The following is a 12,585-nucleotide window of genomic DNA, read 5'->3' on the forward strand; positions in this document are numbered from 1 at the left end:
CGGCGGGCCTTGGCCCGCCGTCGCTTTATCCGCCGACCGGAATACCTCTCATGTCCACGCCCCTGCTCTCGCTCTACCACCGCCTGCAGCGCTGGCCCGCCGGCAACTGGCTGTTCTCGCGCGCGGTGTGCTTCAAGGCCCCCTACTTCGCCAGCATCGCGCCACGCATCACCCGCCTGGAACACGGTCGCTGCGAAGGCACGCTGGCCGACCGCCGCAGGGTGCGCAACCACATCGGCACGGTGCACGCGATCGCGATGTGCAACCTGGCCGAACTGACCGCTGGGTTGATGGTCGACGCGTCGCTGCCAAAGGGCATGCGTTGGATCCCGAAGGGGATGCAGGTGCAGTACCTGGCCAAGGCACGCGGCACGCTGCAGGCGGTGGCGCTGCCGGCACAGCCGATTGTCGTCGCGGCCGAGGGCTATGCGCTGCCAGTGATGGTGAGCGTGCGCGACCGCGCGGGGACGGAAGTGTTCAGCGCGGTCATCGACATGTGGATGTCGCCGGCGAAGTGAGGTTCCCGCGAACGGCGCAGCCCCTCGTGGGTGGACGGCGAAAGCGGTTTGTCGGTTGGGCCGGAGGGGTGGGTCCATGCGGGGACGCCGCAAGTACGTCCCTGTAGGCTTAGCCGCGCCATCCATGGCGCGGATACCCCGCCCGGCCCCACCCCTCCGGCCTCGGACGGATCTCTGCGGCGTCCCCCACGGAAGAGAAAAAGAAGAGCAAAAGCAGAAGCAAAAGCGGCCCATCGGCCGCTTTTTTCATGCGCGCAGAACCCACGAGCGCAGCGACCCGCTGTTGCTGTTGATCTTCTTTTTCTTCTCCGTGGGCTGGCCGCCCACGGAAACTGTCAGGGGCCGGGCGGGTTGGGTTCGCGGGGGTGTCCGCGGCATGGATGCCGCGGCCAAGCCTACAGGGACGTACTTGCGGCGTCCCCCGCGAACCCAACCCGCCCGGCCAACCCCATGACAAGCTCTACGCGGCCACCCCACGAGGGGCTGCGCCGTTGGCTGGAAACTACGTCAGCGCGCGAAACACCAACGCCAGGATCGCAGGCACCGCCTGGATCATGAAAATGCGGCGGCTCACGCTGTAGGCGCCATAGCACCCGGCCACCACTACGCAGGCCAGCGAGAACGTCACCAGCACCGGCTGATCGATCACCAGCCCCACCACGATGCCCGCCGCCAGGAAGCCGTTGTAGAGGCCCTGGTTGGCCGCCAGCACGCGGGTGACCTCCGCCTTCTGCGGCGTGTTACGGAAGGTCTTCAGGCCCAGTGGGCGAGTCCACAGGAACATCTCCAGCACCAGGAAATAAACGTGCAGCAGTGAGACCAGCAAGGTCAGGGCGAGTGAGATCCAGTACATGCGCGGTTCCTTGGACAGGGAAGAAGAATCGGGTCAGATGCCTTTCCCCCGTGGGAAAGGCATCTGACCCCGGAAAATCAGCGGTCGCGCGGCAGCTTCTTTTCTTCGCGCAGCACGCCGAACGCAGCCAGGGTCATGAAGCCGGCCACCAGCACGCCACCGATGAACACCACGTGCGAACCGAACAGGGTCAGCGCCTTGTGGATCCAGGTGAAACCCAGGTCCGCGCCGCGGTACACGACGGTGTCGATCGCTGCACCGGCCTTGTAGCGCCACTGCCGGTCCACGCGGGTGTAGATCGTCTCGCGCGCCGGCTTGGCCAGTGCGAACTCGCTGGCGCGGGTCATCACCTGCACCACTGCGACCATCAACGGCATCGGCGAGGCCGCCAGCACCGAGAAGCCGATCAGGATCGCGAAACCGGGAATCAGCAGTGCCGGCGCGATGCCATGGCGCGACAGCAGCCAGCGGGTCAGGCCCACCTGCATCAGCAGCGCCAGCGCGTTCACCGCCAGGTCGATGCGCGAGAAGAACGCGGTACTGGCCGCCGGGTCGGTGAAGGCCGCGCGCACGATGCTGGCCTGCTGGTTGTACAGCAGCGTGCCGACGCCCACGCCGAACACCACCATCACCGCCAGCCAGCGCAGCAGCGGCTCGCGCACGATCAATTTCAGGCCGTCCAGCACGCTGCCGCCCATCGGCTGCTCGCCGGACACCAGTTGCTGCTCGCGTTCACGCAGCACCGCCCAGTGCCGCAGCCGCCAGATGCACAACAGGCACACGATCAGGAATCCCGCCGAGACCAGCATGAGGTTGGCGATGCCCACGCGCTGCACCAGCGCACTGGTGATCAACGGGCCGAGGAACGCGCCAACGGTACCGGCCGCACCGATGTAGCCGTAGTAGGCACGCGCCTGCGCGTTGGAGAACACATCGGCCATGAAGCTCCAGAACACCGCCACCGCAAACAGGTTGAACACCATGACCCAGAGGAAGAAGGCCATGCCCCGCCCTGGCACCTGACTGTCGAACAGTGCGTAGAACCCCAGCAGGGTGACGATGAAGAAGCCGTACACCACGGGAAGGAACACGCGGCGTGGGAAGCGGCTGACCAGCCAGCCGTACACCGGCTGCAGCACCAGCATGATCACGAACACGCAGGAGAACAGGAACTGCAGGACGAAGTCCTTCAACGCGACGCCGTGGCTGGCGAACCAGGCGATCAGCACGGGCGGGAACACCGTTTCCAGGTCTGCCGAGGCGGCCATGGCCTCACGCACCGGGCGCAGCACGTAGTAGCCGCTGAGCAGGCAGAAGAAGTACAGGAACGACCACCACAGCGCCGGCGACTCGCGCAGTGCCGCCGTCAGGCCCTGCAGCGGCCCCTTCCCCCGTACCGCACTCACGCGGTGTCCCTCGCCTGAAGACGGCGGTTGGACAGCGGCATGGCAGGCTCCGGGGCGGTGAAGCGCGTACGTTAGCCAATGCACCGCAACATCGCCAGCACGACGCGCCCTCCCGCCTGGGGATGGGCGCTGTGGCCGGGCCTGGATGACACGTTCCGACACACGCTTTCGGGGCGTCAAAATTCCAACTTTTTCAACGAGATGCGCATTCATCTTCGCTTTGTTTGTGCACAAGGGAAAAGCGGCGCTAGAATCGCCATCAGCAGTCGCGCACGGGTCCAACCGATGAAAAAGAACAGCCTGCGTCGTCCGATCCGTTCGGCGGCCACCGGTTTGCTGGGCATGTTGATGCCCGTTGCCTTGTCCACCACCGCGCAGACCCCGCCGGCATTGCCGCCGATGCCGGCCAACATCGAATCGGCCGCCACCGCCGTTGCCCACACCCAGCCGGCCGCCTACCGCACCGGCCTGGTGCCGCAGGTGCAGGCGCCGGCCGCCGGTTTCAACGTCGCCAACATCGAGTCGATGGCGCAGCAGCTCACCTATGGCGAGCGCGTGCCCGGCATGGCAGTGACGATCGTGCAGGGTGGCCGCATCCTCAGCGCGCGCGGCTATGGCGTTACCGACGTCAACAATCCGCTGCCGGTCGATGCGCACACCGTGTTCCGCCTGGCCTCGCTGTCCAAGGCCTTCGCCGGCACCATGGCCGGCCTGCTGGTCAACGACGGCACGCTGCGCTGGGACAGCAAAGTCACCGACTATGTGCCGGGCTTCCGTCTGAACTCGCCGGAAGCCACCGATCGCCTGACCGTGGCCGACGTGCTCAGCCATCGCGTCGGCCTGCCGTACAACGCCTACGACCGCGACATCGAAGGCAACGCCGAGTACTACTCGCTGACCCAGAAGCTGGCCAACACCAGCCTGAAGTGCCTGCCGGGCGACTGCTACGCCTATCAGAACGTGGCCTTCAGCCTGATCGGCGACGTCGTCTATGCAGCCTCCGGCAGCTTCTACGAGCAGTCGGTCGAGCGCCGCATCTTCAAGCCACTGGGCATGAACGATGCCAGCCTCGGCCTGGCCGGCATCCAGGCCAGCTCGCGCTGGGCACGTCCGCACGTGCGCAGCCGCAACGGCTGGGTTTCGCTGACGCCGAAGCCGACCTACTACCGCGTTGCTCCGGCGGCCGGCGTCAACGCCAGCGCCAGCGACATGGCGCAGTGGCTGCTGGCCCACACCGGCCATCGCCCCGACGTGCTGCCGGCACCGCTGCTGGCCACCCTGCATTCGAGCCTGATCAACACCCCCGGCGAGATGCGTTCGGGCTGGCGCCGCGAGCGCCTGCATTCGGCCGGCTACGCATTGGGCTGGCGTACCTTCGACTACGCCGGCCACGACGTGGTGTTCCATGCCGGTGCCGTGCAGGGCTATCGCGGCCTGGTCGCGCTGGTGCCGGAACGCGATCTCGGCATCGCCATCCTCTGGAATGGCGAAAGCGGCCTGCCCAGCGGCCTGCTGCCGACCGTGCTCGACTCCGCGCTCGGCCTGCCGGCGCAGCGCTGGCTGGACGTGGACACCGACTTCGGCAGCGACAACCTGATGGCCGAGGGCGCCAGCCCGGCGCAGCAGGACAAGCGCAAGGGCAAGGGCGCCTCGGGCAATCGCGCAGTGGCTTCGCCGCGCTGATCAGCCGGGCTCGACAGTGAGCATGAAGGGCGGCCTGCGGGCCGCCTTTTTTGTTGGCCGTTGTAGCGTCGAGCCCTGCTCGACTGTTCGTGCAAAGCGGTCGAGCATGGCTCGACGCTACAGATGCAAAGAGCAGTTCCGCGGCGCTAGTGCGCGAAGTAGTGCATGCCGCCATCCACCGGAATCACCGCACCGGTGATGTAGCCGGCCAGCGGCGAGGCGAGGAACGCCACCAGCGGCGCCACTTCCTCCGGCTCACCGAAGCGTCCGATCGGGATGTTGCTGGCGATGAACGCGCGTCGGCTTTCCTCGGTGGGATGCAGGCGGTCCAGGATCTGCGCGCTGTTGATGCGCCCCGGTGCAATCGCATTCACCGTAATGCCCTGCCCAGCCACCTCTGACGACAGCCCCTTGCTCCACAGATGAAGCGCCGCCTTCGCCGCGGTGGCGGCATTCACTGCACGCGGTTCCATCGAACCACTGAAATTGATCACCCGCCCCCATGCCTGCGCCTGCATGCCGGGCAACAGCGCCTGGGTCAGCCGTCGCGCAGCGGAGAAGTTCAGGGCGATCGCTTCGTCCCAGACATCATCATCGGCATCCACCGTGGTCGGCCGGGAGCCTCCTGCGGCATTGACCAGGATGTCGACCCGCTGCAATGCCTCCCGGGATGCCTCGGCGATGGACCGGATGTCACCGGCGACGGTGACATCGCCAGCCACGATCACCGGTGCTGCGCCGCCTTCGGCTTCGATCCGTGCTGCCAGCGCCTGCAGGGGGGCGCGCTGCCGCGACGTGATGGCAACGCGCACGCCCTGGGCCACCAGCTGCCTGGCGACGGCAGCACCGATGCCACTGGCCGCGCCCGTCACCAACGCGGTACGGCCTGCAAGATTCAAGTCCATGGTGTTCTCCTGTCAGCGTGGCCGGCGAATCCGGCCCCTGCACGACATGCTGTTTGATCACCCCTGATTGATAAACTCCGCGCAGGTTTCAGCATTCAACACCCGGGGTGTCAGATGAACCTGCTGGAAAGCATGCAGGTCTACGTGCTGATCGTGGACAAGGGCAGCCTCAGTGCAGCGGCGGCGGCGATGGATATCTCCGCGACGATGGCCGGCAAGCATCTGCGTGCATTGGAAGCACGGCTGGGCATGCAGTTGTTGAGCCGTACCACCCGGCGCCAGCACATGACACCGTTCGGCGAGGACTACTACACCCGCTGCCGGGAGATCCTGCGCCTGGTGGAGGAAACCGACGCGCAGGCGCAGCACCAGCAGCTGGCACCGGCGGGCACGCTGCGCATCAGTGCACCGGTGATCTTCGGTACGCATGCGCTGGTACCGGCACTGGCCGAGTACATGGGGCGCTATCCGGATGTCCGGGTCGAAGCCACGCTGACCGATCGTGTGGTCGACCTTGCAGAAGAGGGCTTCGAAGCGGCGCTTCGGATCGGCACGCTGGCCGACAGCAGCGTGCTGGTGGCGCGAGCACTGGCCCCCTATCGCCTGATGATGTGCGCCTCACCGGCGTATCTGGCCAGGCACGGCACGCCACGCAGCGTGCAGGCACTTGCCGGCCATCAATGCCTGTCGTTCGAACCGCGCGCACTTGCGCAGTGGCTGCAGGCCGATGCTGGCGAGCTCGACCACGTGCCCGACGGCCGGCTGCAGATCAACAATGGCGAAGCGCTGCGTTCGGCGGCGCTGCATGGCCTGGGTATCGTGCTGCAGTCGGCGCTGCTGCTGGCGGCCGATGTCGAGGCTGGGCGACTGGTGCAGCTGCTCCCAGGGCACGGCCACGCCGGTCGGCCGATGCACGTGGTCTATGCGCACGACCGTTACCACTCCACCCGCCTGCGCAGCTTCCTCGATTTCCTGGTGGAGCGTTTTCCACCGGCACCGCACGGCTAGCGTCGACCGTCAGAAAAGTAGTCGGGCACGGCTCGGCTCGGCTCTACAAACGGCCCCATAAAAAAACCCCCTCCCCGCTGGGCAGCCAGGGAAGGGGGTTTCAGGATGCGGCTATCGGGAAGTACTTAGATCAGCGGCGCCGGGGTTGCCGGCAGAGCGACCGGAGCGGCCTTCTTCTTGCGGGCGGCCGGCTTGCGCTTGGCAACCTTCTTCGCTGCCTTCTTCGGGGCAGCCTTCTTGGTGGCCTTCTTCGCGGTCTTCTTTACTGCCTTCTTGGCGGTCTTCTTGACGGCCTTCTTGGCAGTCGCCTTCTTTGCGACCTTCTTGGCGACCTTCTTGGCCGGCTTGCGGGCCGTAGCCTTCTTGGCAGTCTTCTTGGTGGCCTTCTTGGCTACCTTCTTGACGGCCTTCTTCGCGGTCTTCTTGACGGCCTTCTTGGCAGTGGACTTCTTGGCTACCTTCTTCGCCGCCTTCTTCACTGCCTTCTTCGCAGTGGTCTTCTTGGCGACCTTCTTCGCAGCCTTCTTCACTGCCTTCTTGGCGGTCGCCTTCTTCGCGACCTTCTTCACTGCCTTCTTGGCAGCGGCCTTCTTCGCGACCTTCTTCACCGCTTTCTTGGCGGCGGGCTTCTTCTTCGCAGCTTTCTTGGTTGCCATGGGATGGCTCCTCGTCAGTGATAGGGAGTTGAAACGCCCAGTTGGATCAAACCCGCGGATGCTGCGTGCGGGGACCGCCGGCGCGTCAGGCGCGCCGTTACGGATGCGGCAATGCCCGCCTCGATCGGCGGAGCGGGCATCGGAACGGGAGTTGCCTTGCATTTCTCCGGGGGAAGCGGGGCCATGTCCACCGTCATCAGGGTCGCGGTGGTCTTGAAGGGGCTGCTTCGCATCGGACGATTGATTCTGCGCACTCGGTTGGGCAGGCAAGGTCTGCTGAGGCGAAACCTAATCACGGTTTTTTTTACTGTCAACAACCCCCGCGAAAAATTTTCACATCCGCGCCTTCCCGGGCGCCGTCGGCGCCACCACTCTGCACGGCCTGCAACGACGGTAGAAACGGCGCGCGCGCACGTTGCCTGCATCGATGCCGATGCAGGCGTTGATCAAAAAACACTTGAAATAAGCACTCCGCGCAGATAGGCGCAGGTTGGGCACAACAGCGCGCGCGCATCGTCGATGGTCACCGGCACCGCCGCCAACGCCAGCACAACGGCGCCGCAACGGGGGGCGAAAAGTTTTCACATTCGAACGCTTCGGCGCGGGGCTGAAACGCGGATTTGCGCAAAACTGCGCACGCCCATCGGCACCGTTCGTCTGTCGGCTGATGCCACGCCGAGGGTGCGCAGCGAACCCCGCGTCATGAGTCCGACGCGGTCGCCAAAACAAAAACGGCCACCCGAAGGTGGCCGTTTCAGAATCCGGAAACGATGACTCAGTGGTCTTCGTTCTCCAGGGCCTCGGCGTACGCGTCCGGGTCCAGCAGCTCGTTGACCTCTTCGGCGTTGGTCAGTTCGACCACGAACATCCAGCCTTCGCCGTAGGCATCTTCGTTGATGGTTTCCGGCTTGTCGGACAGGGCCGAGTTGACCTCGACGATCTTGCCGCTGATCGGGCTGTAGACGTCCGAGGCGGCCTTCACCGACTCGACGACGGCGATCTGTTCGCCGGCCTTGGCGTCGGCGCCGACTTCCGGCAGTTCGACGTAGACCAGGTCACCCAGCAGGCCCTGGGCATGGTCGGAAATACCGACGGTGACGCGGCCATTGCCTTCGACACGGGCCCACTCATGGGACTTGAGGAACTTGAGGTCGCCGGGGATCTCGCTCATGGGACTGCTCCAGAGATATGCAGGGGTGGAAAAAACGGGGCTAGTGTAACCAACCGGCCGCCACTGCTGTCAGTGACGACCGGCACGTTCGGATCAGGCGTCGGCGAGCACGCCGGGCTGGGCCTGGCCTTCGCGCACGAACGGGAACTTGACCACGCGCACCGGCACCTGCCGGCCGCGGATGTCGACGGTGACCTCGCCGAGTTCACCAGCCGGCACGCGGGCGAAGGCGATGCCCTTGGCCAGGGTCGGCGAGAAGGTGCCGGACAGGATCTCGCCCTGGCCGCCGGCGGTGGTGACCGCCTGGCCGTGGCGCAGCACGCCCTTCTCGTCCATCACCAGGCCGATCATCTGGCGCGCGGTGCCGGCGCTCTTCTGCGCTTCCAGCACGTCGCGGCCGATGAAGTCGCGGCCTTCATCCAGCGACACGGTCCAGGCCAGCGCCGCTTCATACGGGCTGATCTCTTCGTCCATGTCCTGGCCGTACAGGTTCATGCCGGCTTCCAGGCGCAGGGTGTCACGCGCACCGAGGCCGGCCGGCTTCACGCCTGCCGCCAGCAGGCGGTTCCAGAAGGCGACCACGGCATCCTGCGGCAGCAGGATCTCGAAACCGTCTTCACCGGTGTAGCCGGTGCGCGCGACGAACAGCTCGACGCCATCATCGGACTGCACCTGCAGGGCGGCGAAGCGACCCAGCTTGGTCAACGCTGCACGGTCGGCTTCGCGGGCCAGGCCGATCACGATGTCACGCGCCTGCGGGCCCTGCACGGCGAGGATGGCCAGGTCCGGGCGCTGCTCGACGGAAACGCCGAACGGCGCGGCCTGCTCGCGCAGCCACGCCAGGTCCTTCTCGCGGGTGGAGGCGTTGACCACCATGCGGAAGAAGTCGTCGCCCAGGTAGTAGACGATCAGGTCGTCGATGACGCCGCCGCGCGGGTTCAGCATGCACGAGTACAGTGCCTTGCCGGTCACCTTCAGCTTGTCGACCGAGTTGGCCAGCAGGCGGCGCAGGAACGGCTTGACCTGGTCACCGCGCAGGTCGACCACCGTCATGTGGCTAACGTCGAACACACCGGACTCGCGGCGCACCAGGTGGTGTTCGTCCAGCTGCGAGCCGTAGTGGATGGGCATGTCCCAACCCCCGAAATCGACCATCTTGGCGCCAAGGGCGCGGTGGGTATCGTTGAGCAGCGTCTTCTGGGTCATGACCGGGTCCGGCAGCAGAGGAAACAAGAATCCCCATTATCCCAGATCGGTCGCCCGCAGGCGTGCCGCAGCGCAGCGGTTCGTGGAAGCGGAAGCGCAACCCGCCCTGCCCTTTCCTTTGCACGCCCGGCGATGGCCGCGGCGCCCCGCAGCCACCTTCCTGCTACAGGCGCACCCGCCCACGCAGGATGTCGAGGAACATCACCCAGTCGCCCATGAACGAGTACAGCGGATGCCGGAACGTCGCCGGGCGGTTCTTCTCGAAGAAGAAATGGCCGACCCAGGCGAACCCATAGCCGCAGAACAGAGCGCCAAGCAGGAGCAGTGGCTGGCCGCGCAGCAGGGCAGTGGCGACCAGCAGCAGCACTCCGCAGCTGCCAATGAAGTGCAGCCGCCGCGACACCGGGTGGCGGTGCTCGCTGAGGTAGAACGGGTAGAACTCGCGGAAGCTGGCAAAGCGGGACATGTGCGTGCTCCGGGGGCCGTGGTCACTGCCATCATGCGCCTTCCGCGGAGGCGCCGCTGCGCGCTTGCCGGGCGTGGCCCGGCGGCCGTTGTGGAGCCTGGCTCGACGTTACACCGGGGGCGTGCGTGGACCGAACATGATCACTGCCATGCCGGCCAGGCACAGTGCTGCGCCCAGCAGGTCCCAGCGGCTGGGACGGATGCCGTCGACCAGCCACAACCAGAACAGCGCGGTGCCGATGTAGACGCCACCGTAGGCGGCATAGACCCGTCCACTGGCGGTGGGGTGCAGGGTCAGCAGCCAGGCGAACAGGGCCAGGCTGGCCGCCGCCGGCAGCAGCAGCCAGACGCTGCCCCCCTTGCGCAGCCACAGCCATGGCAGGTAGCAGCCGACGATCTCGGCCAGCGCGGTCAGCAGGAACAGGCCGAGCGTCTTCACGCTTTCTCCGCCGCCTTGGCGTGCTGCCACAGCGCCTCCTGCGCATCCAGGTCCAGTGCGGCCAACGCCTCACCCTGCGCCTCAGCCTGCACTTCCATCGCGCGGAAGCGGCGTTCGAACTTGTGGTTGGCCCCGCGCAGTGCGGCGCCCAGATCGATATCGGCATGCCGCGCCAGGTTCGCGCAGACGAACAGCAGGTCGCCCAGCTCTTCCTGCAGGCGCGCCTTGTTGCCGGCGATATCTCCGCGCTCGAATTCCTCGCGCAGCTCCTGCAGCTCCTCGGCCGCCTTGTCCAGCACCGGCAGCGGGCCCGGCCAGTCGAAACCGACCTTGGCCGCGCGCGACTGCAGCTTCACGGCGCGCTGCCATTCCGGCAGGCCGCGCGAGATACCGGCCAGTGCGGAGGTGTCCTGCTCGCCCTTGGCAGCACGCTCGGCGCGCTTGATCGCCTCCCAGTTGCGCATCACCCCGTCGGCATCGTCGACGCTGACATCGGCGAACACGTGCGGGTGACGGCGCTGCATCTTGTCGCTGATCGCACGGGCGACCTCGGCGAAGGCAAACGCGCCCTGCTCCTCGGCCATGCGTGCGTGGAACACCACCTGCAGCAGCAGATCGCCGAGCTCGTCGCAGAGATCGTCCAGATCACCGCGGTCGATCGCATCGGCGACCTCGTAGGCTTCCTCGATGGTGTACGGGGCAATGGTCGAGAAGTCCTGTTCCAGGTCCCATGGACAGCCACCCTGCGGGTCTCGCAGGCGCGCCATGATCGCCAGCAGGCGTTCCAGTTCATGGCTGGCATCACTGCCGGTGGTAGGGATGTCGTGCGCGCTCATGCGGCCTCCAGGATCAGTCGGACAACCAGTCGCGCCACGGCAGGCTGGTATCACCAAGGGCAATGAAATCGCCGTTCAACAGGGTCTCGCGGCGGTTGTAGCGGAACGGCTTGCCGGTCGCCGCCGACAGCACTGCGCCACCAGCAGCGTGCAGCACGCACTGGCCGGCGGCGGTATCCCATTCGGAGGTCGGGCCGAGCCGCGGGTAGACATCCAGGCCGCCTTCGGCGATCCGGCAGAATTTCAGCGACGAGCCCTGCGCGATGGTCTCGATGCGGCCCATGCGCGCCAGCAGTGCCTCGGTTTCCGGCGAGCGGTGCGAACGGCTGGCAGCGACGCGCAGCGGGGCGGTGGCCGGCGTCCGGGTACGCAGCACGGTATCGTGCAGGCCCTGCCGCCGATAGGCCAGCTCGCCACGCATGGCATGCCAGACGATGCCGGTGACCGGCGCCAGCACCACGCCGAAGGCCGGCGCGCCCTGGTAGATCAAGGCAATGTTGACGCTGAATTCGCCGTTGCGCTTGACGAACTCGCGGGTGCCATCGAGCGGATCCACCAGCCAGTAAGCGCCCCAGTGACGGCGCTGCTCCCAGCCCACCTGCGCCGATTCCTCGGACAGGATCGGCAGGTCCGGGGTCAGCTGGCGCAGGCCCAGCTCAATGACCTGGTTGGCCGCAAGGTCGGCCGCGGTGACCGGGCTGTTGTCGTCCTTGATCTGGACCTCGAAGCCATCGGCATACACCTGCATGATGGCCTGGCCGGCTTCCTGGGCGATGGCGATGGCGGTCTCGCGCAGGTCCGTCGTCAGCTTGATCATCGCGTTCCCTGCAGCCACTGGCGGGCAATGAACAGCGCCGCCAGCGAGCGTCCCTCGGAGAAATCCTCGCGCAGCATCAGCTGGTCCAGATCAGCCAGCTTCCACGGCACCACTTCCAGTTCTTCCGGCTCGTCGCCGGCCAGCTTTTCCGGATACAGGTCGCGCGCCACCACCAACCACGACTGGTGGCTCATGTAGGTCGGGGCCAGGGTCATCGCGCGCAGCACGTCGACCCGGCGCGCACCATAACCGGCCTCTTCCTTCAGTTCGCGGTCGGCGGCCTGCTCGGGGGTCTCGCCGGCGTCGATCCGCCCCTTCACCAGCCCCAGCTCGTAACGGTGCATGCCGGCGGCGTATTCACGTACCAGCAGCACGGTTTCGTCGTCGAGCATCGGCACCACCACCACCGCACCGTGCCCACGGCTGACCAGGCGTTCGAAACGGCGGCGTTCACCGTTGGAGAACTCCAGGTCCAGATGCTGGCGCTGGAAGGGGCCGTTTTCCTCATCGGTGATCCGATGGATGATCGGCAAGCGACGGCCGGCACGGTCATCGTTCATGCGGTATCTCCGCGGCGCCCGGCGCCTGCGCCGGGGCCGATAGAATGTGCAGGCAGCAACAT

Annotated in this window: 15 protein-coding genes; 4 read left to right on the top strand and 11 right to left on the bottom strand. The window is 66.4% G+C overall.

All coding sequences use genetic code 11. The features are described from left to right. The first annotated feature begins 50 nt into the window (after window positions 1-50). Window positions 51-518, top strand: coding sequence for a hotdog fold domain-containing protein (locus EGM71_RS15700; protein WP_188485619.1), 468 nt, complete (start codon window positions 51-53; stop codon window positions 516-518). A 502-nt stretch (window positions 519-1,020) separates the two neighbouring features. Here EGM71_RS15700 and EGM71_RS15705 read toward each other — a convergent pair. Both EGM71_RS15705 and EGM71_RS15710 read right to left on the bottom strand, forming a co-directional pair. Further along, complete coding sequence (locus EGM71_RS15705; protein WP_188485620.1) at window positions 1,021-1,371, bottom strand: DUF1304 domain-containing protein; 351 nt, start codon at window positions 1,369-1,371, stop codon at window positions 1,021-1,023. Between the two features lie 77 nt (window positions 1,372-1,448). Further along, entirely contained in the window at window positions 1,449-2,777 is a 1,329-nt protein-coding gene (locus tag EGM71_RS15710) for an NTP/NDP exchange transporter (protein ID WP_188485621.1), read from the bottom strand. Window positions 2,778-3,062: 285 nt separating this feature from the next. On the opposite strand from EGM71_RS15710, the gene EGM71_RS15715 reads away from it, so the two are divergent. Beyond that, entirely contained in the window at window positions 3,063-4,460 is a 1,398-nt protein-coding gene (locus tag EGM71_RS15715; RefSeq protein ID WP_188485622.1) for a serine hydrolase domain-containing protein, read from the top strand. 146 nt (window positions 4,461-4,606) lie between these two features. Here the strand turns inward: EGM71_RS15715 and EGM71_RS15720 are convergent, their stop codons facing one another. Next, complete coding sequence (locus EGM71_RS15720) at window positions 4,607-5,365, bottom strand: SDR family NAD(P)-dependent oxidoreductase (protein ID WP_188485623.1); 759 nt, start codon at window positions 5,363-5,365, stop codon at window positions 4,607-4,609. Window positions 5,366-5,479: 114 nt separating this feature from the next. On the opposite strand from EGM71_RS15720, the gene EGM71_RS15725 reads away from it, so the two are divergent. Continuing rightward, window positions 5,480-6,373, top strand: coding sequence for a LysR family transcriptional regulator (locus EGM71_RS15725; RefSeq protein ID WP_188485624.1), 894 nt, complete (start codon window positions 5,480-5,482; stop codon window positions 6,371-6,373). Window positions 6,374-6,498: 125 nt separating this feature from the next. Here EGM71_RS15725 and EGM71_RS15730 read toward each other — a convergent pair whose 3' ends face one another. Further along, window positions 6,499-7,029, bottom strand: a complete 531-nt coding sequence (locus EGM71_RS15730; RefSeq protein WP_100440366.1) for a histone — start codon at window positions 7,027-7,029, stop codon at window positions 6,499-6,501. Window positions 7,030-7,140: 111 nt separating this feature from the next. On the opposite strand from EGM71_RS15730, the gene EGM71_RS15735 reads away from it, so the two are divergent. After that, window positions 7,141-7,512 carry a hypothetical protein gene (locus tag EGM71_RS15735; RefSeq protein ID WP_188485625.1) on the top strand — a complete coding sequence of 124 codons (372 nt, stop codon included), beginning with the start codon at window positions 7,141-7,143 and terminating at the stop codon, window positions 7,510-7,512. A 292-nt stretch (window positions 7,513-7,804) separates the two neighbouring features. On the opposite strand, the gene gcvH is transcribed toward EGM71_RS15735, so the two are convergent. From gcvH to nudE, 7 genes are all read right to left on the bottom strand, one after another. Continuing rightward, window positions 7,805-8,200, bottom strand: coding sequence for a glycine cleavage system protein GcvH (gene gcvH / locus EGM71_RS15740; protein ID WP_188485626.1), 396 nt, complete (start codon window positions 8,198-8,200; stop codon window positions 7,805-7,807). A gap of 93 nt (window positions 8,201-8,293) precedes the next feature. Next, on the bottom strand, window positions 8,294-9,406 hold the full coding sequence (gene gcvT, locus EGM71_RS15745; protein ID WP_188485627.1) for a glycine cleavage system aminomethyltransferase GcvT: 1,113 nt from the start codon (window positions 9,404-9,406) through the stop codon (window positions 8,294-8,296). Between the two features lie 163 nt (window positions 9,407-9,569). Next, entirely contained in the window at window positions 9,570-9,872 is a 303-nt protein-coding gene (locus EGM71_RS15750) for a DUF962 domain-containing protein (RefSeq protein ID WP_135967638.1), read from the bottom strand. 108 nt (window positions 9,873-9,980) lie between these two features. Further along, window positions 9,981-10,310 (bottom strand): YnfA family protein, encoded by a 330-nt coding sequence (locus EGM71_RS15755; protein WP_135967639.1) that lies wholly within the window; start codon window positions 10,308-10,310, stop codon window positions 9,981-9,983. Then, window positions 10,307-11,146: a nucleoside triphosphate pyrophosphohydrolase gene (gene mazG, locus EGM71_RS15760; RefSeq protein ID WP_188485628.1), complete on the bottom strand. Its 840-nt coding sequence runs from the start codon at window positions 11,144-11,146 to the stop codon at window positions 10,307-10,309. The genes EGM71_RS15755 and mazG overlap by 4 nt, the downstream gene beginning before the upstream one ends. 13 nt (window positions 11,147-11,159) lie before the next feature. After that, window positions 11,160-11,963 carry a 3'(2'),5'-bisphosphate nucleotidase CysQ gene (gene cysQ, locus EGM71_RS15765; RefSeq protein ID WP_100440360.1) on the bottom strand — a complete coding sequence of 268 codons (804 nt, stop codon included), beginning with the start codon at window positions 11,961-11,963 and terminating at the stop codon, window positions 11,160-11,162. Continuing rightward, window positions 11,960-12,523, bottom strand: a complete 564-nt coding sequence (gene nudE, locus EGM71_RS15770; protein ID WP_053506078.1) for an ADP compounds hydrolase NudE — start codon at window positions 12,521-12,523, stop codon at window positions 11,960-11,962. The genes cysQ and nudE overlap by 4 nt, the downstream gene beginning before the upstream one ends. Window positions 12,524-12,585: the final 62 nt, after the last annotated feature.

It is taken from the genome of Stenotrophomonas maltophilia (assembly GCF_006970445.1).
Lineage (GTDB): Bacteria > Pseudomonadota > Gammaproteobacteria > Xanthomonadales > Xanthomonadaceae > Stenotrophomonas > Stenotrophomonas maltophilia_AU.

What these genes read in the sequence shown, in the direction of transcription:
- EGM71_RS15700 (WP_188485619.1), top strand. Translation starts at nt 51, where the DNA reads ATGTCCACGCCCCTGCTCTCGCTCTACCACCGCCTGCAGCGCTGGCCC.
- EGM71_RS15705 (WP_188485620.1), bottom strand. Translation starts at nt 1,371, where the DNA reads ATGTACTGGATCTCACTCGCCCTGACCTTGCTGGTCTCACTGCTGCAC.
- EGM71_RS15715 (WP_188485622.1), top strand. Translation starts at nt 3,063, where the DNA reads ATGAAAAAGAACAGCCTGCGTCGTCCGATCCGTTCGGCGGCCACCGGT.
- EGM71_RS15720 (WP_188485623.1), bottom strand. Translation starts at nt 5,365, where the DNA reads ATGGACTTGAATCTTGCAGGCCGTACCGCGTTGGTGACGGGCGCGGCC.
- EGM71_RS15725 (WP_188485624.1), top strand. Translation starts at nt 5,480, where the DNA reads ATGAACCTGCTGGAAAGCATGCAGGTCTACGTGCTGATCGTGGACAAG.
- EGM71_RS15730 (WP_100440366.1), bottom strand. Translation starts at nt 7,029, where the DNA reads ATGGCAACCAAGAAAGCTGCGAAGAAGAAGCCCGCCGCCAAGAAAGCG.
- EGM71_RS15735 (WP_188485625.1), top strand. Translation starts at nt 7,141, where the DNA reads ATGCCCGCCTCGATCGGCGGAGCGGGCATCGGAACGGGAGTTGCCTTG.
- gcvH (WP_188485626.1), bottom strand. Translation starts at nt 8,200, where the DNA reads ATGAGCGAGATCCCCGGCGACCTCAAGTTCCTCAAGTCCCATGAGTGG.
- gcvT (WP_188485627.1), bottom strand. Translation starts at nt 9,406, where the DNA reads ATGACCCAGAAGACGCTGCTCAACGATACCCACCGCGCCCTTGGCGCC.
- EGM71_RS15750 (WP_135967638.1), bottom strand. Translation starts at nt 9,872, where the DNA reads ATGTCCCGCTTTGCCAGCTTCCGCGAGTTCTACCCGTTCTACCTCAGC.
- mazG (WP_188485628.1), bottom strand. Translation starts at nt 11,146, where the DNA reads ATGAGCGCGCACGACATCCCTACCACCGGCAGTGATGCCAGCCATGAA.
- cysQ (WP_100440360.1), bottom strand. Translation starts at nt 11,963, where the DNA reads ATGATCAAGCTGACGACGGACCTGCGCGAGACCGCCATCGCCATCGCC.
- nudE (WP_053506078.1), bottom strand. Translation starts at nt 12,523, where the DNA reads ATGAACGATGACCGTGCCGGCCGTCGCTTGCCGATCATCCATCGGATC.